This is a genomic window from Nonomuraea sp. PA05 (genome assembly GCF_008086045.1).
Lineage (GTDB): Bacteria > Actinomycetota > Actinomycetes > Streptosporangiales > Streptosporangiaceae > Nonomuraea > Nonomuraea monospora.
Genome location: NZ_VSEY01000021.1, coordinates 19,252 through 43,134, shown reverse-complemented (window position 1 = coordinate 43,134; position 23,883 = coordinate 19,252). Strand labels below are relative to the sequence as shown.

Annotated in this window: 21 protein-coding genes and 1 tRNA gene; 14 read left to right on the top strand and 8 right to left on the bottom strand. The window is 68.3% G+C overall.

All coding sequences use genetic code 11. The features are described 5' to 3' along the window. Nucleotides 1-8 precede the first annotated feature (8 nt). The 4 genes from FXF51_RS30535 to FXF51_RS30520 are packed head-to-tail and all read left to right on the top strand — an operon-like array spanning nt 9 to nt 5,653. A complete protein-coding gene (locus FXF51_RS30535; RefSeq protein ID WP_148438146.1) occupies nt 9-1,391 on the top strand; it encodes an acetyl/propionyl/methylcrotonyl-CoA carboxylase subunit alpha in 1,383 nt (460 codons plus the stop codon). Next, nucleotides 1,388-3,418, top strand: coding sequence for a KedN5 family methylcobalamin-dependent radical SAM C-methyltransferase (locus tag FXF51_RS30530; RefSeq protein WP_148438145.1), 2,031 nt, complete (start codon nt 1,388-1,390; stop codon nt 3,416-3,418). Before FXF51_RS30535 ends, FXF51_RS30530 begins: the two co-directional genes overlap by 4 nt. A gap of 46 nt (nt 3,419-3,464) precedes the next feature. Continuing rightward, nucleotides 3,465-4,961, top strand: coding sequence for a peptide MFS transporter (locus FXF51_RS30525; protein WP_148438144.1), 1,497 nt, complete (start codon nt 3,465-3,467; stop codon nt 4,959-4,961). After that, on the top strand, nt 4,958-5,653 hold the full coding sequence (locus tag FXF51_RS30520; RefSeq protein ID WP_148438143.1) for an SDR family NAD(P)-dependent oxidoreductase: 696 nt from the start codon (nt 4,958-4,960) through the stop codon (nt 5,651-5,653). The genes FXF51_RS30525 and FXF51_RS30520 overlap by 4 nt, the downstream gene beginning before the upstream one ends. An 83-nt stretch (nt 5,654-5,736) precedes the next feature. Here FXF51_RS30520 and FXF51_RS30515 read toward each other — a convergent pair whose 3' ends face one another. Both FXF51_RS30515 and FXF51_RS30510 read right to left on the bottom strand, forming a co-directional pair. After that, on the bottom strand, nt 5,737-6,762 hold the full coding sequence (locus tag FXF51_RS30515; protein WP_148438142.1) for a methyltransferase: 1,026 nt from the start codon (nt 6,760-6,762) through the stop codon (nt 5,737-5,739). Between the two features lie 49 nt (nt 6,763-6,811). Next, entirely contained in the window at nt 6,812-7,993 is a 1,182-nt protein-coding gene (locus FXF51_RS30510) for a nucleotide disphospho-sugar-binding domain-containing protein (protein ID WP_148438141.1), read from the bottom strand. Nucleotides 7,994-8,189: 196 nt separating this feature from the next. Between FXF51_RS30510 and FXF51_RS30505 the strand changes: the two genes are divergently transcribed. The 3 genes from FXF51_RS30505 to FXF51_RS30495 are packed head-to-tail and all read left to right on the top strand — an operon-like array spanning nt 8,190 to nt 10,749. Beyond that, nucleotides 8,190-9,332: a cytochrome P450 gene (locus tag FXF51_RS30505; protein ID WP_148438140.1), complete on the top strand. Its 1,143-nt coding sequence runs from the start codon at nt 8,190-8,192 to the stop codon at nt 9,330-9,332. A gap of 23 nt (nt 9,333-9,355) precedes the next feature. Continuing rightward, nucleotides 9,356-10,549: a cytochrome P450 gene (locus FXF51_RS30500; protein WP_148438139.1), complete on the top strand. Its 1,194-nt coding sequence runs from the start codon at nt 9,356-9,358 to the stop codon at nt 10,547-10,549. Nucleotides 10,550-10,554: 5 nt separating this feature from the next. Then, nucleotides 10,555-10,749 (top strand): ferredoxin, encoded by a 195-nt coding sequence (locus tag FXF51_RS30495; protein ID WP_148438138.1) that lies wholly within the window; start codon nt 10,555-10,557, stop codon nt 10,747-10,749. A gap of 35 nt (nt 10,750-10,784) precedes the next feature. Here the strand turns inward: FXF51_RS30495 and FXF51_RS30490 are convergent, their stop codons facing one another. Beyond that, nucleotides 10,785-11,249 (bottom strand): MarR family transcriptional regulator, encoded by a 465-nt coding sequence (locus tag FXF51_RS30490; RefSeq protein WP_148438137.1) that lies wholly within the window; start codon nt 11,247-11,249, stop codon nt 10,785-10,787. A gap of 9 nt (nt 11,250-11,258) precedes the next feature. Further along, on the bottom strand, nt 11,259-12,089 hold the full coding sequence (locus FXF51_RS30485) for an SDR family oxidoreductase (protein ID WP_148438136.1): 831 nt from the start codon (nt 12,087-12,089) through the stop codon (nt 11,259-11,261). A 494-nt stretch (nt 12,090-12,583) separates the two neighbouring features. On the opposite strand from FXF51_RS30485, the gene FXF51_RS30480 reads away from it, so the two are divergent. Then, nucleotides 12,584-13,045, top strand: a complete 462-nt coding sequence (locus FXF51_RS30480) for a hypothetical protein (protein ID WP_148438135.1) — start codon at nt 12,584-12,586, stop codon at nt 13,043-13,045. An 818-nt stretch (nt 13,046-13,863) separates the two neighbouring features. Next, entirely contained in the window at nt 13,864-14,904 is a 1,041-nt protein-coding gene (locus FXF51_RS62835; protein WP_262379939.1) for an N-terminal phage integrase SAM-like domain-containing protein, read from the top strand. 299 nt (nt 14,905-15,203) lie between these two features. On the opposite strand, the gene FXF51_RS62830 is transcribed toward FXF51_RS62835, so the two are convergent. Then, nucleotides 15,204-15,548 (bottom strand): NUDIX domain-containing protein, encoded by a 345-nt coding sequence (locus tag FXF51_RS62830; protein ID WP_262379938.1) that lies wholly within the window; start codon nt 15,546-15,548, stop codon nt 15,204-15,206. Between the two features lie 388 nt (nt 15,549-15,936). On the opposite strand from FXF51_RS62830, the gene FXF51_RS30460 reads away from it, so the two are divergent. From FXF51_RS30460 to FXF51_RS30445, 4 genes are all read left to right on the top strand, one after another. Continuing rightward, on the top strand, nt 15,937-16,731 hold the full coding sequence (locus tag FXF51_RS30460; protein ID WP_148438134.1) for a YwqG family protein: 795 nt from the start codon (nt 15,937-15,939) through the stop codon (nt 16,729-16,731). Nucleotides 16,732-16,930: 199 nt separating this feature from the next. Further along, complete coding sequence (locus tag FXF51_RS30455) at nt 16,931-17,611, top strand: hypothetical protein (protein ID WP_148438133.1); 681 nt, start codon at nt 16,931-16,933, stop codon at nt 17,609-17,611. Nucleotides 17,612-17,924: 313 nt separating this feature from the next. Next, nucleotides 17,925-18,503, top strand: a complete 579-nt coding sequence (locus tag FXF51_RS30450; RefSeq protein ID WP_148438132.1) for a TetR/AcrR family transcriptional regulator — start codon at nt 17,925-17,927, stop codon at nt 18,501-18,503. A gap of 51 nt (nt 18,504-18,554) precedes the next feature. Next, the gene (locus FXF51_RS30445) at nt 18,555-19,454 is read left to right on the top strand and encodes an alpha/beta fold hydrolase (RefSeq protein WP_187414651.1); all 900 of its coding nucleotides are present in this window, start codon (nt 18,555-18,557) and stop codon (nt 19,452-19,454) included. 221 nt (nt 19,455-19,675) lie between these two features. On the opposite strand, the gene FXF51_RS30440 is transcribed toward FXF51_RS30445, so the two are convergent. Continuing rightward, nucleotides 19,676-19,749: transfer RNA gene (locus tag FXF51_RS30440), tRNA-Pro, on the bottom strand. A 66-nt stretch (nt 19,750-19,815) separates the two neighbouring features. After that, nucleotides 19,816-20,679 (bottom strand): metallophosphoesterase, encoded by an 864-nt coding sequence (locus tag FXF51_RS30435; protein WP_148438298.1) that lies wholly within the window; start codon nt 20,677-20,679, stop codon nt 19,816-19,818. A gap of 110 nt (nt 20,680-20,789) precedes the next feature. On the opposite strand from FXF51_RS30435, the gene FXF51_RS30430 reads away from it, so the two are divergent. Continuing rightward, nucleotides 20,790-21,245: a GatB/YqeY domain-containing protein gene (locus FXF51_RS30430; protein WP_148438131.1), complete on the top strand. Its 456-nt coding sequence runs from the start codon at nt 20,790-20,792 to the stop codon at nt 21,243-21,245. A gap of 249 nt (nt 21,246-21,494) precedes the next feature. Here FXF51_RS30430 and FXF51_RS30425 read toward each other — a convergent pair whose 3' ends face one another. After that, the gene (locus FXF51_RS30425) at nt 21,495-23,768 is read right to left on the bottom strand and encodes a transglycosylase domain-containing protein (RefSeq protein ID WP_262379937.1); all 2,274 of its coding nucleotides are present in this window, start codon (nt 23,766-23,768) and stop codon (nt 21,495-21,497) included. Nucleotides 23,769-23,883 lie beyond the last annotated feature (115 nt).

Here is a 23,883-nt window from a genome sequence, read left to right as displayed (position 1 = left end):
AGGAACGTATGTTCTCGACCGTTCTCATCGCCAACCGCGGCGAGATCGCGCTGCGTATCGCCCGTACCTGCCGTGAGCTCGGCATCCGGACCGTCGCGGTCTGTTCCGACAGCGACCGTCACTCCACGGTGGCCCGCTTCGCCGACGAGGCCGTGTGCATCGGCCCCTCGGAGGCTCGGCGCAGCTACCTCAACCCCGCCGCGCTGGTCACGGCGGCGCTCCAAGTGGGGGCCGACGCGGTGCATCCGGGTTACGGCTTCCTGTCCGAGGACGCCGACTTCGCCGAGATCTGCCAGGACGCGGGCCTGACCTTCATCGGTCCCACTCCGTCGCTGCTGGCCAGGCTCGGGGACAAGGCGGAGGCCCGCAACATCGCCCGCGCCGCGGGGCTGCCGGTGCTGCCCGGCAGCTCCAAGCCGCTGGCCACGCTGGCACAGGCCCGTTCGCTGGCCGCCGAGGTCGGCTACCCGGTCATCCTGAAGGCCGTCGCCGGCGGCGGCGGCCGGGGCATGCGCGTGGTACGGGACCCGCGGGACATGGCCCGCGAATACGCCCAGGCCAGGGCCGGCGCCCAGACGGCGTTCGGCGACTCCAGGGTCTACCTGGAGAAGTATCTGGACAACGCCCGGCACATCGAGGTGCAGATCCTCGGGGACGGCCAGGGCAACGTGATCCACCTCGGCGAGCGTGACTGCTCCGTGCAACGGCGGCGGCAGAAACTGGTCGAGGAGACCCCGGCGCCAGGGCTGCCCCGCCACCTGGCCGAGCGCATCTGCTCGGCCGCGGTGCGGGCCGCCGCGGCCGTCGGCTACGCGGGAGCCGGCACCTACGAGTTCCTCGTCGACGACGAGAACGGCTTCCACGCGATGGAGGTCAACTGCCGGATCCAGGTGGAGCACCCCGTCACCGAGATGGTGACCGGCGTCGACCTCGTCCGCGAGCAGTTGCACGTGGCCGCCGGCTACGGGCTGTCCCTCAAGCAGGAGGACATCGAGGCTCGCGGGGTCGCCATCGAGTGCCGGGTCAACGCGGAGGACCCCCGGCGCGGGTTCCTGCCCACGCCGGGAGTGGTCAAGGAGTTCCTGCAGCCGGCGGGGCCGTTCGTCCGGGTCGACACCCACGGCGAGCCCGGCATGCGGGTGACGCCGGACTACGACCCGCTGATCGCCAAGGTCGCCGTCTGGGCGCCGGACCGGCGCCAGGCCATCGCGCGCGCGGACCGGGCGCTGGAGGAGTTCCACATCGAGGGTCCGGGAGTGTGCACGACCCGGGACTTCCTGCGAGAGGTGCTGGAGCACCCCGTCTACCGGGCCGCCAAGCACACCACGGCGCTGATCGACGAGATGAGCGCCGTCCCGTCCTCAGTAGATCGGGATTGGAGATCTACATGACCGCCGACGGCCGGATCATCGTCAGCATTCTGCAACAAGGCGTCTGGGACATGCCCTTCGAGTCCATGCCCCTGGCGGCCGGATACCTCAAGTCCACCGCCTACACCGACCCCCGGATCGTGGCCGGGGCGGACATCAGGATCTGCAACTACCGGGGCGCTGTGACGCTCCCCATGATGGCCGCCGACCTGTTCAAGGACAGCATGCCGGACATCCTGGCCTGCTCGGTGCTGGGCTGGAACTACCGCGCCTTCGGCACGCTGGCCGAGACGTTCAAGCAGCTCAACCCCGACGGCTGGGTCGTCTTCGGCGGCACCCACGTCGCCAACCAGGCCGACCGGGTCTTCGGCATGTTCCCCGAGGTCGACGTCATCGTCAACGGAGAGGGTGAGCTGGTCTTCCGCGACCTGCTGAACGTCTACCTCGACGGCCGCTCGCGGCACGATCTCCACGAGGTGGAGGGCATCTCCTTCCGTGATCTCGCAGGCGCCACGGTGACGACCGCGGAGCGGGAGCGGATCAGCGACCTCGACATCATTCCGTCGCCCATGCTCACGGGGGCCATCGAGCTGACCGACGCCGAAGGCCGGTTCCGCTATGACGTGGCGTTGATGGAGACCAACCGCGGCTGCCCGTACAAGTGCTCCTTCTGCTACTGGGGAGGCGCGACCGGCCAGCGGGTGCGGGCGTTCTCCCGGGAGCGGCTGCGGGCCGAACTGGAGCTGCTGGCCAAGCTCCAGGTGCACACGATCGCGTTGTGCGACGCCAACTTCGGGCTGCTGCCCATCGATGAGGAGTTCGTGGACGACCTGCTCGAGATCCGCGAGCAGTACGGATATCCCAGGGCCCTGGAGAGCTCGTGGGCCAAGAACAAGTCGAAGGTCTTCTACTCGATCGTGCGCAAGATGAAGCAGGCCGGGCTGCGCAGCTCCTTCACCCTCGCCCTGCAGACGCTGAACGACACGGCCTTGCGCGAGATGAACAGAAAGAACATGAAGGTCAACGCGTGGGAGGACCTGGTCGCCTGGCTGAGCGAGGAAGGGCTCGAGTGCTACGCCGAGCTGCTCTGGGGCGCGCCGGGGGAGACCATCGAGACCTTCTTCGAGGGCTACGACCGGCTGGCGCGCAAGGTGTCGCGCATCGCCGTGTATCCGCTCCTGCTGCTGCCCAACACGCAGTACTCCGAGAAGAAGGCGGAGTACGGCATCGTCTCCATCCGCGGCGACACGGACGACTTCGAATACGTCCTCAGCCACGACACGATGACGTTCGACGAGAACGAGCGCATGCAGCGGTTCCTGTTCTGGGCCCGGCTCATGGCGGAGTACATGGTGCTGCGCCACACGTGGGTGCCGGCGCTGCAACTGGCGGGGCTCACGCAGTCGCAGATCCTGCGCGACTGGGAGTCGTGGGTCGAGAAGTGCGACGACCCGCGCGCCGTGCCGCTGCTGACCGCCCAGACGCTGGCCGCCGCGGATCAGCAGGCGTACGGCCCCGCACTCGGCTACCTGTACGGCAGCGCGGACGCCCGCGAACTGCTGCGCCAGTGGTGGACGGAGTCGATGAGCCCCACCCTGCCCGCCGAGGTGGCTCCCGTGCTCGACGAGATCTTCCGGTACGACCTCCTCACCATGCCGATCTACCGCAAGGAGGGGGAGCGGCAGGAGGGCGCGCCGCTGCCTCTGGTGGAGGTGGACGGGGAGCAGTACCACGTGCGGGCGGGCGTCGAGCTGCTCTATCCCGTGCCGGAGATCGTCGCCGAGCTGCGCGCGGACCGGGTCCCTGACCTGTCGCCCACGCCGACCACGGTGGACCTCTACTACAAGACCGGGTTCGAGAGCTTCGCCGAGACGACGAACCACGAGGAGATCGTCTACTTCATGGGCATGCTCCTGGACCAGGTGACGGCCGTGAAGGCCGCCACGACCGACGAAGGCGCGGTGGACGACGGCGGCGACCCGGCCCTGGGCCCCACCGAGCCCAGCCGTTTGCTGCCCATCCTCCGGGAGCACGGCGGCTGCTCGTGAGCCGCTGACGCCACAAAGATCCCTTCGACGCCGCCTGGAGGGCGACATGACTGCGAAGCCGGCCTTCGGCTATCCGCGATGGTTCACGACCATCTTCCTCACCGACATCTGGGAGCGGTTCAGCTTCTACGGGATGATGGCCATCCTCACCCTGTACGCCGCCTCCGACCGCAGCGAAGGCGGCCTGGGGCTGCCCGTGGCCCAGGCTTCGGCGCTGTTCGGCGCCTACATCGGCCTGGTCTTCGTACTGTCGCTGCCCGGCGGCTGGCTCGGTGACCGGGTGCTCGGCGCCTGGCGGGCGGTGTTGTGGGGCGGCGTGCTGATCGCGCTCGGCCACTACAGCATGGCCATCCCCGGAGACGTGGCGTCCTACACCGGCCTCATGCTCATCGCGCTGGGCACGGGTCTGCTCAAACCCAACATGTTCGCGTTGATCAGCGGTTTCTTCGGGGCGGGGGAGCGGGCCAGGCGCGAGGCCGCCTTCTCCATCCTCTACGTCAGCATCCAGATCAGCGCGCTGATCGCGCCCCTGGTGGTGGGCTTCCTCGGGGAGACCATGGGCTGGCACTGGGGCTTCGCGGCCGCGGGCGTCGGCATGACGCTCGGCGTCGCGCAGTTCGCGATGGGCCGCCGGCACTTCGGCGACGTGGGCCGGAGCGCACCGCATCCGGCCTCCGACGCGGAGCGGGCGAAGGTGTTCCGCCGGGCAGGTGCGGCCGTCGTGGTCCTCGCGGTGCTCATCACGGCGGATGTCCTGGCGGGCACCTTTGTCCCGATGCACCTCATCGGGATCTTCGGGCTCGTCGCGCTGACCGTGCCGTTCCTGTACTTCCGGGTGTTGTCGCGCAACCCCGCGCTGGAGGACGGCGGCCGGCGGCGGCTGCGCGCGTTCTTCTGGCTGCTGCTGTCGTTCTCGCTGTTCTGGATGCTGGCGGGGCAGGCCGGATCGATGCTCAACCTGTTCGCCAAGAACTCCACCGAGCGCGACCTGTTCGGCTTCGTGCTGCCGGGGAGCTGGTTCCAGTCCGCGATGCCGTTCTTCATCCTGGTCACCGCGCCGCTGTTCGCCTGGTTGTGGGTGCGCTACGACGCCAAGATCGGTTCGGCGGTCAAGTTCGGCATCGCGCTGGTCCTGGCCGGTAGCGGGTTCGTCCTCATGTCGGGCGCCGCAGCGGGGGCGGAAGGCGGGAACACCGTGTCGCCCCTGTGGCTGCTGTCGGTCTTCTTCCTGATCGCCTGCGGCGAGGTCATCATCGGGCCGGTGGGCATCGCGGCCGCCGCCGAGGTCACCTCCTCGACGTTCATCGGACGGACGATCGGGCTGGTCTGGCTCTTCAGCGCCCTGGGCGCCGGTTTGAGCAGCCAGGTCGTGCACCTCGCGGAGGTCATGCCGGACCAGTACTACTACCTGGGCGTCGGCGCGCTCGCCGTCTGCGCGGGGCTCCTGGTGGGCGGCTTCGGACGTCGCCTGCGCTTCACCCCCGCAGCCACCCAGGCCGCGGAGGCGGAGCAGCCCGTCGCCAACCCGGCGGGCTCGGCGTGAGCACGGGCACAGCCGTACGCAGGACCGCCCTGGTGACGGGGGCCAATCGCGGCCTCGGCCGGGCGGTCTGCGCCGCTCTCCTCGCGCGGGGACACCGGGTCGTCGTGGCCGGACGCGACGAGGAGGCCGCCGAGCGTGCCGCCGCCGACCTGGGCGGCGGCACGCTCGCCGCCGTGCTCGACGTCACCGACGACAAGAGCGTGCGCGACTGCCTGAACCAGGTGGGAACGGTGGACATCCTGGTCAACAACGCCGGCATCCTGGCCGACGGCGGGACGGCCCCCGACTCGGTGCCGCTCGACCTGGTGGAGTCGCACCTGCGGGTCAACACGCTCGGCGCCTGGCGGGTGAGCCAGGCGTTCCTGCCCGGCATGCTCGAACGCGGCTGGGGCCGGATCGTCATGGTGTCGAGCGGCGTGGGGGCGTTCAGCAACGGGCTGTTCGCCGGCGCGCCCGCCTACGCGGTCTCGAAGGCCGCGCTCAACGCCGTCACGGTGCTGCTCGCCCAGGTCGTACGCGACCGCGGCGTGCTGGTGAACGCCGTGAACCCCGGCAAGGTACGCACCCGCATGTACCCGAGCGCGGAACGCACTCCCGAGGAGGCGGCGGCGGACATCGCCTGGGCCGCCACCCTGCCGGAGGACGGCCCCACGGGCGCCTTCCTCCGAGGCCGCCGCCAGATCCCCTGGTGAGAGACCGCTGCTGAGCCGGAAACGGCGATGGCCGGCCGCCGGTCACGGGGAAACCGGCGGCCGGCCACGTCATGCGCGCCGGATCAGGCGACGACCTCACCCTCGGCGAGGTGCAGCACGCTGTCGGTCGGCGTCACTCCGCGGAAGCGCAGCCCGGCCCGCTCGAACACGGCCTTGTAGTCGCCTTCTGTCCGCTCACGCCCGCCCATGACCAGCAACATGTGCAGGTCCATGCTGGAGGCGAACGGGTGCACCGGAGGATCGGTCAGGAGCGGGTCGGCGATGACGACCCTGGCGCCCGGCGCCGCCGCCTGCGCGCAGTTGCGTAGCGCGGCGGCGACCTTCTCGTCGTCGTACATGTGCAGGGTGAGCTTGAACAGGTAGAGGTCGGCCGCGTGCTCGACCTTCTCGAAGAAGTCTCCGGACGCCAGCCGGCACCGGTTGGCCAGCTCGCCCGTTCTGAGGTCGTCCAGCACCACCCGCAGCGTCCGCTCGTCCTCGTAGAGCAGCCCTTCGATGTCCGGGTAGCGCTGGAGCACCATCCGCAGGAGCGCGCCCTTGCCGCCTCCCATGTCGGCGAACGTGCGCACCCCGTTGAGGTCCAGCGCGTCCACGATGCTCGGCAACATCTGGTCCGACCAGGCCGTCACCCCGGAGTAGATCATGTCCTGGGCCGCCGGATCGGCGTCGAGGTAGGAGAAGAAGTCGGTGCCGTACACCTTGTCGAAGGCGCACTCTCCGGTGCGGATGGCCTCGGGCAGCTTGCCCCACATCGTCCAGCCCCAGTCGCCGCCGGTCATCAGCCTGTCGTGCAGCCTGTCCGGGTGGTCGGTCCGCATGGCCAAGGACATGTCGGTATGGACGTACGTGGTGGGGTTCACCTGGCGGAAGATGCCGAACGCGGCCAGCGCGCGGAGCATCCTGGTCAGCGCGTCCGGATTGGCATCCAGCTTGGCCGCGATCTGCGCCACGGTCTCCGGCCCGGCGCCGACCGCGTCGGCGATCCGCAACCGGGCCGCCGCCAGCACGATCGCAGCGACGGACATGCCGTTGGACAGGCGGAAGACCGCTTCGGCAGGGGAGACGGCCTGCTGGGTTGATTCGATCAAAGCTGACACCCTTTCCGGTTCTGAGGCTTGCGGATCCGCGGCGTTGGCTTCAAGCGCGGACGAAGGCTTCGAGCTCCTTGACGGTCTCGGTCGGGGAGGGCTGCTGCTGGATCTCCTCCCGCAGCCGAAGCGCGGCCTCGCGGTAGGAGGGCTTGGTGACCAGCTCGGCCGTGCGTTCGGCGATGACGTCCGGATCGGCGTCCGGCGACACCGCGAGGCCGGCCCCGGAGGCGATGAGCGGCCGCGACTCCATCAGCTCGTCCGGCATCTGCGGCAGGACGAGTTGCGGCACGCCGTAGCTGAGCGCTGTCAGCATCGTGCTGATGCCGCTCTGGTGCAGCATCGCGCCGCACGACGGCATCAGCATGTGCAGCGGCAGCGACTCCACCACACGGGCGTTGCCCGGCAGCCCGCCCTCCGGCAGGTTCTTGCGGTCGGCGGCCGAGAGCGTCACGACCACTTCGACGTCCAGCTCGGACAGGGCCTTGACCAGCTCAGGCACCAGGAAACCGCGTCCCCGGTCCGACGCGCACAGGCCCCAGCTCACCCCGACCCGCAGCGGCGGCTCCGCCTCGACCAGCCAGTCCGGCATCGCGCCTGACCCGTTGTACGGCACGAAACGGGTCCTGATCCTGTTCACCCGCGACGGCAACTGCATGCTCGGCGGGCAGTTGTCGATCGTGGCCAGGCCGAGGATGTCGACGTCGCCGACGCCGAGCCGCTCCGCCAGCGGGCGCAGCACCGGCGGCACGATGTTGCGCGCCATGTAGATGACGTCCACGCCCAGCACGTGGCGAACCGCTGGAATGCCCATCGCCGCCCCGACCAGCGGAGCCACGAAGCTGGTCGGCTCGTACACGATCAGGTCGGGCCGCAACGCGCGAGCCTGCCGCAACACGTCGTCGGCCAGCTCGCCGGCGAGCGCGGCGAACATCGGGAAGGCCCGCCTGGAGACGTCCCGCCAGCTACTGTCCCACTCCTGCTGGGTCACCCCTTCCGGCGCGGTCCGCGGCCAGTCCGGCGGGTCCGCGATCACCCGCTTCATCAGCTCGCCCTGGTCGATGTCCCGGCTGGTCGGAACGGCGGTGGCCCCCGAACGCACGATCGTGTCGGCGAAGGAGGGCTCGCTGCTCACGTACACCTCGTGGCCGGAGGCGCGCATCGCCCAGACGAGGGGGACGAGATGGTAGTAGTGCGAGCCCCAGCTCGTGGTGACGAACAAGACGCGCATGGGCCACCTTCCCTCAGTCACGACTGCATGCCACGACTGCATGCATGGTCGCGCCCACGATCTCAGGGCCTGTTCGAGGATGGCTGGAGGCGACGGGCGGCACCTCCAGCGCTTCTCGGCCCGGCCTCAAGCAGCCCGCATGACGATGGGGCCGATGATCCGTCGCCGGATGCCGTCGTTGATGGGGAGACGATCCATGACATCCTCGCCGCTGAGGTTCCCGTTCTCCTGGCCCGCCACCGCGGAGCCGCCGGAGGAGCTCGCCACGCTGCGTGAGGAGCCGGTCGTGCGGGCGACGCTTCCCAGCGGCGACGAGGCGTTCCTCGTGACGCGGTACGAGGACATCCGGCGGGTGCTGTCCGACCCTCGCGTGAGCCGCAACCGGGACAGGCCCGGAGCGGCGCGGATGACGGTGCAGAAGACGAAGGTCTTCCAGAACCCCAAGATCGACCGCGACCCGCCCGAGCACACCCGCATGCGGCGGCTGATGGCCAAGGCGTTCACCGCCACCCGCGTCGAAGGGCTGCGCCCGCACGTGCGGCAGGTCGCCGATGACCTGGTCACCGACCTGATCAAGCGGGAGCCGCCGGCGGACCTGCACGAGGCGTACGCAGTGCCGCTCACCCTCCAGGTCATCTGCGGCCTGCTCGGGGTGCCGCCGGAGGACCAGGCGCGGTTCCGCGGCTCGCTGGGGGAGGCCTGGCAGTACATGGGCGAGCTGATCGAGGCCAAGCGCCACGAGCCGGGCGATGACCTGATCAGCGCCCTGATCGGGGTGCACGACGAGAACGACGGCCGGCTCAGCGCCCACGAGTTGCACGTGTGGTGCGTGATCCTGCTGCTGGCAGGGTTCGAGACCACCGCGTCGCAGCTGGGCAGCAGCGTGGTCCTGCTGCTGACCCGGCCGGAGCAGCTCGGGTTGCTGCGCGAGGACCCGTCACTGATCCCCGAGGCGGTGGAGGAGCTGCTGCGCTGCCAGATCGCCGGCCACTCGCTGTCGATGCTGCGCTACGTCACCGACGACATCGAGGTCGGCGGTGTGACGATACCCCGGGGCTCCGGGCTGATCCCGGTGCTGGAGTCGGCCGGCTTCGACGAGTCGGTCTTTCCCGACCCGATGCGCCTGGACATCACCCGGGAGAACAAGCAGCACCTCGTCTTCAGCGCCGGCCCCCACTTCTGCATGGGGGCGGCGCTGGCCAGGCTGGAGCTGCAGGTGGCGCTGGACGCGCTGATCCGCAGGGTGCCGACACTGCGCCTGGCCGTGCCCCCGAGCGCGCTACGCCACCACGACAGCCCGCTCGACCTGGGCTTGCGCGAGGTCCCCGTCGCGTGGTGAACCATCAAGAGAGGCAGGCAGCCGTGAACGCCAACCCCCTTCCTTACCCGTTCCGCCGGCCGGGGCCGCTGGCCGTCCCCAAGGAGCTGGGCACCATCCACGACGAGCCCGTGTGGCGGGTGATCCTCCCCAGCGGGGACGAGGCCTACCTGGTGACCCGGTACGACGACGTCAGGAGCGTGCTGACCGACCCGAGGGTCAGCCGTAACCTGAACCGCCCGGACGCGCCGAAGGTGTCCAAGAACAACAGCATGTTTCAGGACCCGAAGATGGACCCCGACCCGCCGGAGCACACCAGGGTGCGGCGGCTGGTGATGAAGGCGTTCACCGCGACCCGGGTGGAGCGGCTGCGCCCCCGCGTGCAGGAGATCACCGACGAGCTGCTCGACGCGATGGCGGCGAAGAAGCCGCCGGTGAGCGTGTCGGAGGCGCTGGCGTTCCCGCTCAGCATCCGGGTCATCTGCGACCTGCTGGGCGTGCCGCCGGAGGAGCAGGGCCGCTTCCGCCGCTGGACCGACCATTTCCTGTCGACCGGCAAATACACCAGGGAAGAGATCCACGGCGCGCTGGGCGAGCTGAACGCGTACATGAGCGCGCTGATCGCGGCCAAACGCGAGCGGCCGGCCGACGACCTGGTCAGCGCGTTGATCCAGGTGCACGATGAGGACGACACCCGGCTGAGCGAGTACGAGCTGCACTGGTGGTGCCGGCTGCTGCTGCTCGTCGGGTACGAGACCACCGCCAGCCAGCTCGGCCTGACCGTGGCCAAGCTCCTGTCGGAGCCCGACCAGCTCGAACGCCTGCGGGCCGACGAGTCGCTGCTGCCGGGCGCCGTCGAGGAGCTGTTGCGCTGGAAGCTGATGAGCGGCTCGCTGTCGATGCTGCGTTACGTCACCGAGGACATCGAGGTCGGCGGCGTGACGATACCCCGGGGTTCCGGGGTCATCCCCGCGGTGGAGGCGGCCAACTGGGACGGCCGGGTGTTCGAGCGGCCCGACGACCTCGACATCGCCCGTGCCGACAACCCGCACATCACCTTCAGCGTGGGCCCGCACTTCTGCATCGGCGCCGCGCTGGCCAGGGTCGAGCTGGAGATCGCGCTGAGCACCCTGCTGCGCAGGTTCCCCGGGCTGCGGCTGGCGGTGCCGGCGGACGAGCTGCGGCGTACGGAGGGCACTCTCATCGAGGGCCTCGTCGAGATCCCGATCGCCTGGTGAGCGGCATGCGCGTCACCGTGGACCCCGACAAGTGCTGCAGCAGCGGGTTGTGCGCGCTGTCCGTGCCCGAGGTGTTCGGGCAGGACGAGGAGGAATGCGTCGTACGGGTGATCGTCGCCGAGCCGCCGGCCGGGCTGCACGACAAGGTGCGCGCCGCCGCGAGGCGCTGCCCCACGGGAACGATCCGCCTGGAGGACTGACGCCTCCCTGCGGCCGTCTCTCTACGGCCGTCTCTCTACGGCCAGGACGACCGTTCGCGCATACGCTCGGCGTTGCGCCGCTGCTGCGCCACCTGGCCCTGGACGAACTCGATGAGAAGGGCGAGCTGCTCGTCGGTGTAGGAGGCGAACTGCGCCTCGGCCTCCTTCACCGCCTGCCCCCAGGCGTGCTGCGCGACGTATCGCGCCTTGTCGGTGGGACGGATCAGCACCCGCCGCCGGTCGGTCACGTCACGCACCCGCTCGGCGAACCCGGCCTTCTCCAGCCGGTCGACGGCCACGGTCAGCGAGCCAGGAGTGAGACCCGCCAGCTCCGCGAGCTCCCCCGAGGCCATCGGCCCGCGGGTGATCAGATATGCCACGCACCGGGCGTCGGTGCGGTTGAGCCCTAGACTCTCCGAGATGGCCGCGTCGGCCATCTCGGAGGCGTTCTGCAGGTCGGTCAGAGCCAGCATGAGCTCGTCGGTGAGTTGCTGGCGCATGCGGGCAGCTTAGCGGAAATCCTCCACGTGCTCAGCCACCCATTCGCGGAAAGTGAGCGGGCGCCTGCCCGTGACGTGATAGACCGTGCTGGTCACCGTGGTCGGCTTCCCCACGGTCTCGGCCAGCCGTCCCAGCAGGGCGTCGACGATCTCCACCGGCGCGAACCGCGCCATCCGCTCGCGCACGGCGGCCGCCGGGAGCTCCTCGAACTCCAGCTTCCGCCCGAGCACCGACGCGATGTGCCCGAGCTGCTCGCGGTGGGTCATCGCCTCCGGCCCGGTGAGCACCAGCTTCGCGCCGTGGAACCGGTCGTCCACGAGGGCCCGCACCGCCGCTGCCGCGACATCGCGCTCGTGGATCGGAGCCGACCAGGCATCGCCGTACGGGGCGCGTACGACGTCGCCCGCCTTGACCTGGTCCGCCCACTGCAGGACGTTGCCGGCGAACTCGTTGGGGCGCAGGAACGTCCAGAGCATGCCCGAGCGCTGGATGGCGTCCTCGAACGCGGCGTGCCTGGCCGCGATCGCGCCCGGCTGCTCGTCGGTGTCGTCCAGCACCTCGCTGGTCGACAGGAACACGACCGTGCTGACCCCGTTGTCGGCCAGCGTCTGAGCCACCTCGTACGGGTTGTCGCCCATCGCGATGAGGTACGCCGTGGTGACGCCGTCCAGTGGCAGGTGCTCAGGGGCGGACAGGTCACCCTCGACCACCTCCACCGCCGCCGGCAGGCCGGCCGTGGCGGGGTTCCTGGTTACAGCCCGCACGAACTGTCCTTCTTTCAGCAGCCCGTCGACGACGTGACGGCCGACGCTGCCTGTGGCACCCGTGACAAGGATCATGGCTCCGTGATCTCCCTTCGCCTGAAGCTTTGATACTCAAATACTCTAATCGCTGTAAGATTTGAATGTCAAAGGAAATCGCGCGGACCGATCCCCGCGGGGCGAAGCGATCCGGAATCCAGCGGTCAACCGCTGGCGAAACACTGATCTCGCGGTACAGACGGCCGTAATCCGTGGAAACCGGGCCCGGCCGCCCCCGTCCAGCCACCATTCCCCTTCCCCTTGCACGACTGCTTGCCTGGCGGGTTCGGTGCCGCCGGCCCGTCCCGGCTGGTCTGGGCCACTCTGACGTGGCTGGCAGGCATCTCGTCCCGGGCTACGACTCATGATCTGCGGCACCCGGGATCTTCTCCCAGCACGGTGTCAAGGCCGAGTTACGCTGACCCAACCGCCCCACTCCGCACACGACGCGGGCCGGATGCACGCTGATCCCACGGAAAGGAATCCCCCAACTGATGGCGCGCCGGAAAGCCTCCGAGGATCGCCCCGACCACTTGGCAGCCTTACGCGAATGCCTCATCCATACCTACGGCGACCTCGCCAACCCGACCTGGCACTTCGTCACGGAGATGGCGGCGCGTCAGCCCTACGCGGACGTCCTGCGGACCCTGAGAGCGAACGGCGAGGTCACCGACGACACCGACGTCAACTGCGACGTGTCGTTCACCTACATCGCCAGACGCAAGAGGTACTTGACCGTGCGCCTGTCCATGGTCGGACCGTACGCGGCCATCCTGTCGTCCGGCGAGGACGGGCACGGCCCCTTCCAGGTCATCTCGAAGCCCGACCAGTGCGTGGACGCCTCCGAACGAATGATCTTCGATGTGGTGGACCAGCGCGGATTCGAGATCCTCTCCCGAGGCGAGCTTCGAGCGGGAACGCCCATCACCCTGCGCGAGACCGGCCAGGCGAGCACGGTCTACGCGGCGTTCTTCGAGCCCGACGGGCACATCTGACTCCCGCCCGAACCAGCCAAGCCAGGGCGGCGCCGGCCGCGTTCATCGCGAAACGACTCATAGGCCGTCACCTACCGTACAGCGGGGACCAGGGATCACCCCGAGTCCGTACTGACGCGCGGCCGGCAACGCCTCCACTCCCGCACCGCACCGACGACGCGCCGCTGCTCGCCGCGTGCCTGTCCGCCGAGTTCATCCGTGAACTGCTGCCGTGCGCGACGGGCAAGCAAGCCGCAGCTGACGACCTGCCGGGGATCTCGCGAGAGACCCTCCAGGACATCGACGCGCCCATGGAGGTCCTGGGCCGCAGCCGGCAGGTGCTACTCCGCTACCTGGGCGCCGATGAGATCCTGCCCGATGGTCGCCGCACCCGGTGCCTGTGCAGTGGAAGCGGGGCAGCAAGGGAAACCCGGTCACGTCCGGACACAGGAAGGACAAGCCGGGGGTCGGCCTGGATCTCACGACGATGGTCAGCGTGTCGCGAAGGCCATGCGATTTGACCCGGGGAACGAGAAAGGCCGCTTCCGATGGTCGGAAGTGGCCTTCTAGCTGGGTCGGGGTGGCGGGATTTGAACCCACGGTCTCTTCGTCCCGAACGGGCACGAGGCGTTCATCCGACCCTCTGACCATCTCGATAATCCTCCGTTGAATCGCAGGTAGGCCTAGCTTCTGACGTACCAACCGCTGACCACCAGTCCCCATCGGTGACGGCGAGTATGACGGTCAAACGATCAAAGAGGTGATCTGGAAGCGCGGGCTACTCGCGGAAGCGGGCGGGCAAGGACGGAAAGGTTCGCTACACCGCCTACTACTGGGACATGAAGGGGCTGGAGAAGTCAGCGGGCACCTTCTCCAACAAAAAGACGGCCGACAAGGCATGGCAGAACGCCGAGTCCAAGGTCGCGGAAGGACGGCTGGAAGATCCCGGGCGTGGACGGCAGACGTTCAAGCGCTACGTACTGGAGCCGTGGCTGCCAAACCACGAGATCGAGGCCACCACTCGGCAGAGCTACACGTACGTCATCCACAAGCATCTGATCCCCGAGTTCGGCGAGATGCGGATGATCGGCATTCTTCCCGAACATGTACGGGAATGGGTGGCGGCCCTGAAGAAGATGTCTTCTCGCCTTTACTGCGGAGATATGGCTGTGAGCCTGACGGTTCTCCCGGGCGGCTCTGGCGCTATGGCCTACTCGCCGTTCAGTTTGGTGACGATTTCGGTCTGGCGGCTCTCTACCGCAGTCTTGATCACGGTCACTAGCCCAAGAGCCACTCCGGCGATGATGGCGGTGATGATCACCCATTCCACAGCTGATGCCCCCCGGCTCGGAACGGTGCGGGCATGCCGGATTCGCATGCTCAGAAATGCCTGCAAACGGACCACCGAGGGACGCTTCATGACCATCCAGCACTTGGCGAAGTTGATTGATTACTTAAAGTTAGCCTCTCTGATCCGCGAAAACCAGGAGACGGGAGAACGAATGGTAGGACGGACATGCACGGTTACCACCATGCTGGCAGGTGCCCTGGCGCTGGCACCGGCGGCATACGCAGGGACCGCTGCCGGCTGGCAGACCAGCAGCGGCGACGGCAAGGTGACCGTGCCACCAGACCGATCAACGGTCAAGGTCTGCGATGCGAAGACCGGCGGTCGCGTCTACAAAGCGGTCTGGATGAACGACAACAAGCTCGACGCGCGCGGACCATTCGAGGTGCGCGCACCCCAGGGCGGCTGCAAGACCGACAGTTCGGTCCTGGGCGACGTGTGGGTGTTCAGACCTGCTGGGGGCATCTGGATGCCAACCGGCACGTGGTCTGGGACAAGTGCGGGGCGCCGGTGTGGGCCAAGCCCAGTCTGACCACGTGAAGTAGAGAGCGCGAGGGGCGGGTGGCCCCCTCGTGGTTTCCTCCCTCGTGACCGATGGCCCTGCCGGGAGCCGGTGAGCTGGTATCTCGTCCTTCTCGGCGGAACCGTGGGCTGACCAGCGAGTATCCGTTCTCGCAGTAGGTGGGGAAGCTTCCTCGCAGTGCGCCGAGTGCCGCCTGCACGCGCCGCCACACATAGGGCCGCAGGAGGCCGGCCATCTCAGTTGGAGCAGCGAATCGGAAGTCCTGCAGTTCGGAGTCCACGATGTGCAGATCCGCGATCTGGGCGGGCTCAAGCACTCCACCGTCGAAGATGAACATCAAGGAGTCGTCCCGGGGGGCCGTGTGGCGGCACCCAGTCGACCACGAGAGCACTACGGATCTCGAGGTCGAGTCCCAGTTCCTCCTTGACCTCGCGCCGTGCGGCGGCGGCCGGCGGTTCGTTGTTCTCCGCCATGCCACCGGGGAGATCCCAGTCGGGCTTGTAGACGGGGTCCACAAGCAGGACTCGGCCGTGCTCGTCCCGAATGAGCGCATCGGTGCCGACGCGCTTACGGGCCTGGCGGGCGTTGCCTTCGGCCAGGTAGGCGTTCCATGCTTCAGGATCACGTTCGTAGAGCGGAGCGTCGGAGCTCACGGGGCGCCTCCTTACTGGTACAACCAGCATCGCTCGCGATGTGCGTCTTCCAGGACGTCGAGGCAGTCAGCGGCCCCTTGGTGACCGTGGTGCGCCTGTAGCTGGGCTCGGAGCTCAGTGAGGTGCCGGGTCACGACGAGCGAACTCAACGAACGGGTGTTGTGCACCGCTTCGGTGATCAACACGCAGGCCTCGTCGAGTTGATTCTGCTGGAGCAGAGCGCTGGTCAGATCGTTGACGAGCGGCCATCTCCATGTGAGGCCCGTTACAAGATCGCGACAACGACAAGCAGTGCTAGGAACTCCCGCTGGCCCCAGCCTGATGCAGGGCGCGGGCGGAACGTCCTCAAGGGGCTAGATGTCGGTGCACCGTGGCATGATCCCCGGGCATGACGAACTTCGCCGACCTCGCCCGAGCCCATCTGCCCGCCGACACAGCTGACCGACTGCTCGCGTTGTTGCGTCCGGCGATCCAGCTGTCGATCGCCAAGGATGACCAGCTGGTGGTCGGGCGACTGGGCGGAGCCGCGGACCTACCGGAAGGTGCGCCTTGGCCGGTCGGTCCGAGTTCGCGGCCGCTGTCGCTCGTCGCCACCCTCGACTGCGCGCGACTGGCCGCGTATGAGGTCGACATCGAGCTACCCGGGGACGGCGCGCTGCTGTTCTTCGTCGAGTTCGAGGGTGACGGCGATGCCGTGATCTATGTGCCTGCTGGGACGCCCACGCTTCGGCAGTCCGAAGGCTGGGTTCATCCGGAGGAGTTGCTTACCGCGCGAACGGTGCTCACCTGGCCGGACAATGTCCAGCCGGAGCTCGCGGAAGCCTTTGGCGGCGACTCGGCGGTGGTTGCGGCGGTGTGGAGGCATGTGTCGGCCGGACGTGAATTCATGGAAGTGGTCGGCGAGTACGGGCATCGCCACCATGGCTCACGGCACCAGGTCGGCGGCCACGCCATGGTTCTGCAGTCGCCGTTCGAGGCCGTCGCCGCCGAAGCTCAGGGTGCGGGCTGGTACGGCGAGGAGTCGTTCTATGCCGAAGCCCGCCAGTGGGTGCTACTCCTGCAACTGGACGAGACGGACCACATGATCTGGGGCGACGGGGCACACATCATCTGGGGCATACGCCGGGACCACCTCGCTACCCGCGACTTCTCCAAGACCGTCTTCGACGTCCAGGGCCACTGACGTCCCGCCCAGACTCGGCATCACCCTGCGTAGCTGATCATCGAAAGCGAGCCAGAGCCGGTTCTTGGCAGTGGCTGGCGACAAGTTGATGTCAGTGAGGGTGACATTCCGTCACCATGCTTCTGATGAAGCAACTGGCCATCCGCGACGAACACAAGGAGGTAGTGCCCTCAGGGTCGCTGGGTGATGATGTACGGCCATGGAGGTCTCCGATTGGATCGCCCTCGCTGGCTCGTTCGTCGCTTCGGTCGCGGTCGGCGTCGCCGTATGGCAGACCCGGGCCGCGTGGGCGCAGGCACGCAGCGCGAAAGAATCGGCGACCGCGGCCCGCCAAGCGGCGGAGCTCGCTGAGCGACAGGCGAGAGCGGCCGAGGAACAGGTCCGGTTACAACGCCAGCAGATGACGGAGAGCCGGCACGAACGGGCAGAAGCCGCGCGTCAGGAAAGGCTGGCTCTGGCGCGCCGGGTGGTCGTAGTTGCCGAGGAGACGCATACCGAGTTTCACAACCTCTTCGCCAGGGCTGATCTGAACGTTGGCATGTCCGCCGAGACGCTGGCGGCTGCCCTTGAGGCCGCCAAGCCGAGAATACTCGCCATGATCAACCTGACATCCGAGGCCCTGGAGACAGTGGACAACGAGGCGACGCGGAGTGCCATCCTCGCCTTCCTGGATCAATGGAACAGGTTCAGGGACAAGGGGCTCGGCGCCTTCACAAGTGCCGCCGGACCCTTCTGGTTCGGCAGGGCAGTACGGTTTCGATCCGACCAGATGAAGGTCGCTCAGGCAGAGTTGGACCAACTGAACGCCCCGATCAGGGCACTCCGGAGAGCGATCAGTGAATGGGCAATCGAGGAACCCGAGGGACCCGACCGCGGCTGACCGAGGAAGCGTAGTGAGGGAGTGTCGCCCTCACTACCCTTCTGGAGGCGAAACCGGGTGGCGTGTTGCCCGGAAGCCGTCTTGCGGTGCATGGGTGTCGGCCGGTGCGCTGGGCCGGTGGTCGAGGCTGAAGCGGACATCATCGCCGTCGTGGCGGACTGGGCCGTAGAAGGAAGCGGGTCACGGGCCCAAACAGCGTCGATCTTGCAGCTCACCGGCCTCAGAACTCCGAGCGGAAGCCGGCTGACCGCCGGAAAGTGACGCGGAGCGGTTTTTTTTGAACGTGCGATCCAGATAAGCTACGGTAGGGGTCATGGCAAGGACCCGGGAGTTCGACACGGAGGCGGCGGTGAGCCGCGCGATGGAGCTGTTCTGGACGCGCGGCTACGAGGCGACCGCCGTGCGCGACCTGACCCAGCTCTTGGGCATCGGGCAGGGCTCCCTGTACGCGGCGTTCGGCGACAAGAACGGCCTTTACCGGGCAGCGCTGGAGCACTACCGCACCACGCTCGCGGCGGCCGCCCTGCGCGACCTGCAAGAGGGGGCGGACGCCCGGTCGGCGATCCGTACGATGCTGGCGGGGCGCGTCCGCATCGCCGTCGAGCGGGAGGGCCGGGGCTGCCTGGCGGTCAACGCCGCGTGCGAGCGCCTGCCGGAGGACGCTTCGATCAGGCGCATCGTGCGCGACATGCAGGACGCCAGCCGCGACGCGATCGCCGAGGTGCTGCGGGTCGCGGCGGAACGGGGCGAGATCGCGGCGCGGCACGATCCGCACACGCTAGCCGCGTTCCTCGTCACCTTCCTCAACGGCCTGCTGGTCTCGGCGAAGGTCACGCCGGACGCCCGTGCCCTCGAGTCGCTCGTGGAGGTGGCGCTGGCCACCCTCGACTGAGTTTTTTACGCCCGAAATCTGTATCAAGCGATCCATAATTTGGAGTGACCCATGATGTTCGACCACGATGGAAACCTCGTCCGCACCGGCCGCGCCGCCGTCAACGGGACGAGCCTGCACTACCGCACAGCCGGCTCCGGGCCGGCCGTGGTGCTGCTGCACGGCGTGCCGAAGACCGGCTACCACTGGCGTCACCTCGTCCCGAAGCTGACGCCCCACTACACCGTGGTCGTTCCCGACCTGCGCGGCCTCGGTGACTCCGCCCGGCCCGCGGGCGGATACGACTCCGCGACGATGAGCGACGACATCGCCGAGCTGATGAGCGCTCTGGGCCACGAGCGCTACGCGGTGATCGGCGAGGACTGGGGGGCGGTGATCGGCTACCAGCTCGCCGCCCGGCACCGCGGCCGCGTCACCTCCCTGGTGTTCGCCGAGGCGCTGTTCCCCGGGTTCGGCTTCGAGGACCACACCGCGCTCACCGTCGAGAACGTCTCCAGCGGCATGCACCTGTGGCATCTGGGCTTCTACTTCCAGCCGGACGTGCCGGAGATGCTGATCGCCGGCCACGAGCGGGAGGTGATCACGTACATGATCAAATTCGAGCGCAGCCGGCCGGACAGCGCGACGCCGGACGCGATCGAGGAGTACGTGCGCTGCTACTCCATGCCCGGTGGCATCCGCGCGATGCTCTCGATCTACCGGGCGATGCTCGTCGACGCCGAGCAGAACCGGCAGTCCTCACGGCACAAGCTGGACATCCCGGTGCTGGCACTCGGCGGGTCGGCCTTCATCGGCGAGCGCAACGAGTCGCAGATGCGGTTCATGGCCGACGACGTCACCGGTCACGTCTTCGACGCCGGCCACGACCTGGCCGAGGAGGTGCCCGAGGAAATGGCTGCCGTGGTCCTGCCGTTCCTGGCCCGCGTCCCCGTGACCGCCGGGGCCGCCTGACGCCGCCGAGGCGTCCCGGCGGTGTCCCCCGAACACGGACGTTGTCACTCCGGGCAACTCCGGGGACCTAGCGCCTGCCCGGCGTGGGGGTAGGCAGATCATGGTGCCCTGCGAAACCTGTTTGAACCCGTCAGTGCCCCCGGACGGTCAAACGACGGTCAAATGATCAAGGGCCTGGTTCTCGATCTTGAGAACCAGGCCCTTGACCTGTGATTCGGCTGTCGGGGTGGCGGGATTTGAACCCACGACCTCTTCGTCCCGAACGAAGCGCGCTGCCAAGCTGCGCTACACCCCGGTGCACACACCCGTCGTGTGCGTGCTTGAAAAGTCTAGCGGACTCTCAAGGTGCTTGTGACCGCCTTTATCTCCGGGGCACCAGCGTCAGCAACGTCGCCTCAGGGAAGCAGGCGAACCGCACAGGCGCGTACGGCGAGGTGCCGAGCCCGGCGGACACGTGCAGCCAGGCGGAGTCGTGCCTGCTGAGCCCCTTCACGCGGGCCCGGTCGATGCCGCAGTTGGTGACGAGGGCGCCGTAGAACGGGATGCAGAGCTGCCCGCCGTGGGTGTGGCCGGCCAGCAGGAGCTGGTAGCCGTCGGCGGCGAAGCGGGTCATGTTGCGGGGTTCGGGGGAGTGCATGACGCCGAGGCGGAGGTCGGCGTCGGCGGGGGCGGGGCCGGCGACGAGGTCGTAGCGGTCGCGGGAGATGTGGGAGTCGTGGATGCCGGCGACGGCCACGTCGAGGTCGCCGACCTTGACGCGGGCGGTGGTGTTGTTCATGTCGAGCCAGCCCTCGGCCGCCATGCCGGCCCCCAGCTCCTCCCAGGGCAGGGAGGGCACGTGCTGGCGATGGTCGTTCTTGGACGTGCGCCACAGGTAGCGGGCCGGGTTCTTGGGCACGGGGGCGTAGAGGTCGTTGGAGCCGTAGACGAACAGGCCGGGACGCGACAGCAGGGGCTCCAGGGCGTGCAGGAGCGCGGGGACGGCCTCGGGGTGGGCGATGGAGTCGCCGGTGTTGACGACGAGATCGGGCTCCAGGGCGCCGAGCGAGCGGACCCAGTTGATCAGCATCGTGCGGCGCGGCGTCAGGTGCAGGTCCGACAGGTGGAGGACGCGCACGGGACGCTGGCCGCGCTCCAGGACGGGCACGTCGAAGCGGCGCAGGCGGAACCAGTTGCGCTCCACCACGGAGGCGTAACCCAGCCCGGCCAGGCCGAGACCGAGCATGGACAGGGGTACTGCGACGGCTTTCCTCACCTCTTCATGATGCCCGACTTCCGGCGCGACATCGGCCGGACCGCGACGGACGGGTCCGCGCAGGCGGCAAGATGGAGCGCATGAGCGCATTGAAGGACAAGCTGAAGGCCGACTTGACGGCCTCTCTGAAGAGCAAGGACGAGGTACGGCTGCGGACGGTCCGCATGGCACTGGCCGCGATCAACGTGGAGGAGGTCGCGGGCAAGGAGGCCAGGCAGCTCTCCGACGACGAGGTCATCAAGGTCCTCACGAAGGAGGCCAAGAAGCGGCGCGAGGCGGCCGAGGCGTTCGGCAACGCGGGCCGCAAGGAGCAGGCGGAGGCGGAGCTGGCCGAGCAGGCGGTGCTGGAGGAGTACCTTCCCGCGCAGCTCTCGGACGAGGAGCTGGCCGAGCTGGTGGAGGCGGCCGTGGCCGAGACGGGCGCCGCGGGGCCGCAGGCGATGGGGCAGGTCATGAAGGCGGTCAACCCGAAGGTCGCGGGCCGGGCCGAGGGCGGCCGGGTGGCCGCCGCCGTCAAGGCCCGCCTGGCCAAGTAAGGCCTCAGCCCGCCTGGCCAAGCAAGGCCTCAGCCCGCCTGGCCAAGCAAGGCCTCAGCCCGCCTGGCCAAGCAAGGCCTCAGCCCGCCTGGCCAAGCAAGGCCTCAGCCCGCCTGGCCAAACTAGGCCGCGGTAAGCCCAGGAGCGCTTGTCTGCGCCCTCTGAGGGCCTCTCAGCGCCCTCAGGAGCCCGAGGCCTCCCCCCACGACCCCGCGACTTCCGGGACGTGAGCGGAGGCCTCAGCGCCTCTCAGCCGCCGGGCGTGATGATCGGCCCCGCGTCGCCGGCGCCGCGCCCGCCGCGTCCGCCGCCCGGCCCGTCGTCGTCACCGCCGCCGCGCCCGTCGAACGGGCCGTCGCCGTTGTTGCCGGGGTCGAAGATGTCGAACGGGTCGTCGGGCCCGTCCTCGTCCTTCTTCTTCTTGGGCTTGGGCGCGCAGTTGTCGGTGCAGCCGCCGAAGCGCGAGGTGTCGACCGAGCGGAAATCGACCGGCTCGACGCCCTTCAGGGCCTGGAGCATGGAGTCCTTCCAGATCCGCCCCGAGATGGACGATCCGTACACGTACGGGTAGTAGCGCCCGCCGATGGTGATCCCGATCAGCTTGTGCGCCGAGGTGCCGCGCGGGTCGCCCAGGCTGACGGCGGAGGACATGTTCGGGGTGTAACCGGCGAACCAGGCCGACATGTAGTTGTCGGTGGTGCCCGTCTTGCCGGCCGCGTCGCGCCCGATGCCGCCGACGTCCGTCATGGTGCCCTTGGTGAACACGCCGGACAGGATGCCGCTGACCGCGTCGGCGACCTCCTCCTCCAGCACCTGCGAGCACTTCGGCTTGTACTGCTTGGCCTTGCCGAAGCGGTCCTTGATCTCGGTGATGGCCAGCGGCTTGCAGTACTGGCCGCGTGAGGCGAAGACGGCGTACGAGCTGGCGATCGTGACGGGGTCGACCTCGTTGACCCCCAGCGTGAACGTCTCGACCTCGGACAGCTTCTGCCCGTCGGCCCGCTTGACGCCGAGCTTCTTGGCCATCTTGACCGTGTCGCAGAGCCCGACCTTCTCCTGCAGCTTGATGAAGAACGTGTTCACCGAGCCCCAGGTGCCGGTCTGCAGGGTCTTGAAGCCGCCGCCGCCCTCGCTGGAGTTGCGCACGGTGTGCGTCGGGTCGCCGACGTTCTGGTTCTTGCAGTTCTTGAACGAGCTGTAGCCGCTGGCGGTGTAGCCGGCGGGGGAGGGGAAGCCGTCGCCGTACTTGAGGCCCTCCTCCAGCGCGGCGGCCAGCGTGTAGACCTTGGCGGTCGAGCCCTGCTGGAACCCGCGGCCGCCGCCGTGTGCGGCGTCGGCCACGATGTTGTAGCTCATCTCGTTCTTCTTCTTGCTGCCGCCGAACTTGCGGGAGGCGGCCATCGCCTTGATCTCGCCGGTGCCGGGCACCACCATGGCCTGCGAGGCCACGGGCTTGTCCTTGGTGCTGACGTACCTCTTGATCGCCTTCTCGGCGGCCTCCTGCATCTTCGGGTCGATCGTGGTCTTGATCCGCAGGCCGCCGCGCTGGAGCAGCTTCCTGCGCTCGTCCTGGTTCTTCCCGAAGTCCTCGTTGTTGAGGATCTCGTACTGGACGTAGAGGCAGAAGTACGGATACTTGCTGGCTTCGCAGCCGCCGGGCACCTTGACGTCCTTGTAGCCCAGCTTCTTCTCCTTGGCGGCCGCGGCCTCCTCTGCGGAGATCTTCTTCAGCTCGGCCATCCGGTCGAGCACGGTGTTGCGCCGCTCCAGCAGCCGCTGGCGGGACTCGGGGCCGACGTTGGGGTCGGTCCTGGCCGGGTTCTGCACGGCGCCGGCGAGCGTGGCGGACTCGACGAGGTTGAGGTCGGCGGCCGACTTGTTGAAGAAACGCTTGGCGGCGGCCTGGATGCCGTGGGCGCCGGCACCGAAGTAGGCGATGTTGAGATATTTCTCGAGAATCTGGTTCTTCGAGTACTTCTTCTCGATCGCCATGGCGTTGCGCAACTCGGACAGCTTCCTGGAGACGGTCGGCGCGATCGCGGCGGCCTGCTCCTCCGGCGTCTCGGCCTTGTTGACCAGCACCTGCTTGACGTACTGCTGGGTGATCGAAGATCCACCCTGCATGACGCCGCCGCTGCTCACATTCTTCAGCAGCGCTCTGACCGTTCCCTCCACATCGATCGGCCCGTGCTGGTAGAAACGGAAGTCCTCGATCGCGATCAGCGCCGTCTGCATGATCGGGGCGACCTTGTCGAGGGTCACGGACTGCCGGTTCTCGAAGTAGAACTGGGCGATCTTCTTGCCGTCGGCATCAAAGATCTCGGTGCGTTCGGACAGAGGAGGTTCGTCGAGCTCTTCCGGCTTGAGGTTGAGTGCGTCCACCGCGCTCCTGGTGGACATGCCCGCCCCGCCGACGGCGGGCAGGGCAACGGCAGCCGCGAGCACCCCCGCAGCCGCGCCTGCGATGACGAGCCGCAGGACGTTGAGCACGGGGTTGGAGCGATCTTTGCGCTGCGCTTGCACGCTACCAAGAGTACGCGGAAACACTGACCGAATCGGTAGCACGACACCATTTCGCCTTGACTGACGGGGGTGACTAGTCATTCCCGGTCAAGATGGCGGCGAGAAATTGGTCCTC

Excerpts from the sequence above, each read along its gene's own strand:
- FXF51_RS30535 (WP_148438146.1), top strand. The coding sequence starts at position 9 with ATGTTCTCGACCGTTCTCATCGCCAACCGCGGCGAGATCGCGCTGCGT.
- FXF51_RS30530 (WP_148438145.1), top strand. The coding sequence starts at position 1,388 with ATGACCGCCGACGGCCGGATCATCGTCAGCATTCTGCAACAAGGCGTC.
- FXF51_RS30525 (WP_148438144.1), top strand. The coding sequence starts at position 3,465 with ATGACTGCGAAGCCGGCCTTCGGCTATCCGCGATGGTTCACGACCATC.
- FXF51_RS30510 (WP_148438141.1), bottom strand. The coding sequence starts at position 7,993 with ATGCGCGTCTTGTTCGTCACCACGAGCTGGGGCTCGCACTACTACCAT.
- FXF51_RS30505 (WP_148438140.1), top strand. The coding sequence starts at position 8,190 with ATGACATCCTCGCCGCTGAGGTTCCCGTTCTCCTGGCCCGCCACCGCG.
- FXF51_RS30495 (WP_148438138.1), top strand. The coding sequence starts at position 10,555 with ATGCGCGTCACCGTGGACCCCGACAAGTGCTGCAGCAGCGGGTTGTGC.
- FXF51_RS30490 (WP_148438137.1), bottom strand. The coding sequence starts at position 11,249 with ATGCGCCAGCAACTCACCGACGAGCTCATGCTGGCTCTGACCGACCTG.
- FXF51_RS30485 (WP_148438136.1), bottom strand. The coding sequence starts at position 12,089 with ATGATCCTTGTCACGGGTGCCACAGGCAGCGTCGGCCGTCACGTCGTC.
- FXF51_RS62835 (WP_262379939.1), top strand. The coding sequence starts at position 13,864 with ATGAAGGGGCTGGAGAAGTCAGCGGGCACCTTCTCCAACAAAAAGACG.
- FXF51_RS30460 (WP_148438134.1), top strand. The coding sequence starts at position 15,937 with ATGACGAACTTCGCCGACCTCGCCCGAGCCCATCTGCCCGCCGACACA.
- FXF51_RS30455 (WP_148438133.1), top strand. The coding sequence starts at position 16,931 with ATGGAGGTCTCCGATTGGATCGCCCTCGCTGGCTCGTTCGTCGCTTCG.
- FXF51_RS30450 (WP_148438132.1), top strand. The coding sequence starts at position 17,925 with ATGGCAAGGACCCGGGAGTTCGACACGGAGGCGGCGGTGAGCCGCGCG.
- FXF51_RS30445 (WP_187414651.1), top strand. The coding sequence starts at position 18,555 with ATGATGTTCGACCACGATGGAAACCTCGTCCGCACCGGCCGCGCCGCC.
- FXF51_RS30435 (WP_148438298.1), bottom strand. The coding sequence starts at position 20,679 with ATGCTCGGTCTCGGCCTGGCCGGGCTGGGTTACGCCTCCGTGGTGGAG.
- FXF51_RS30430 (WP_148438131.1), top strand. The coding sequence starts at position 20,790 with ATGAGCGCATTGAAGGACAAGCTGAAGGCCGACTTGACGGCCTCTCTG.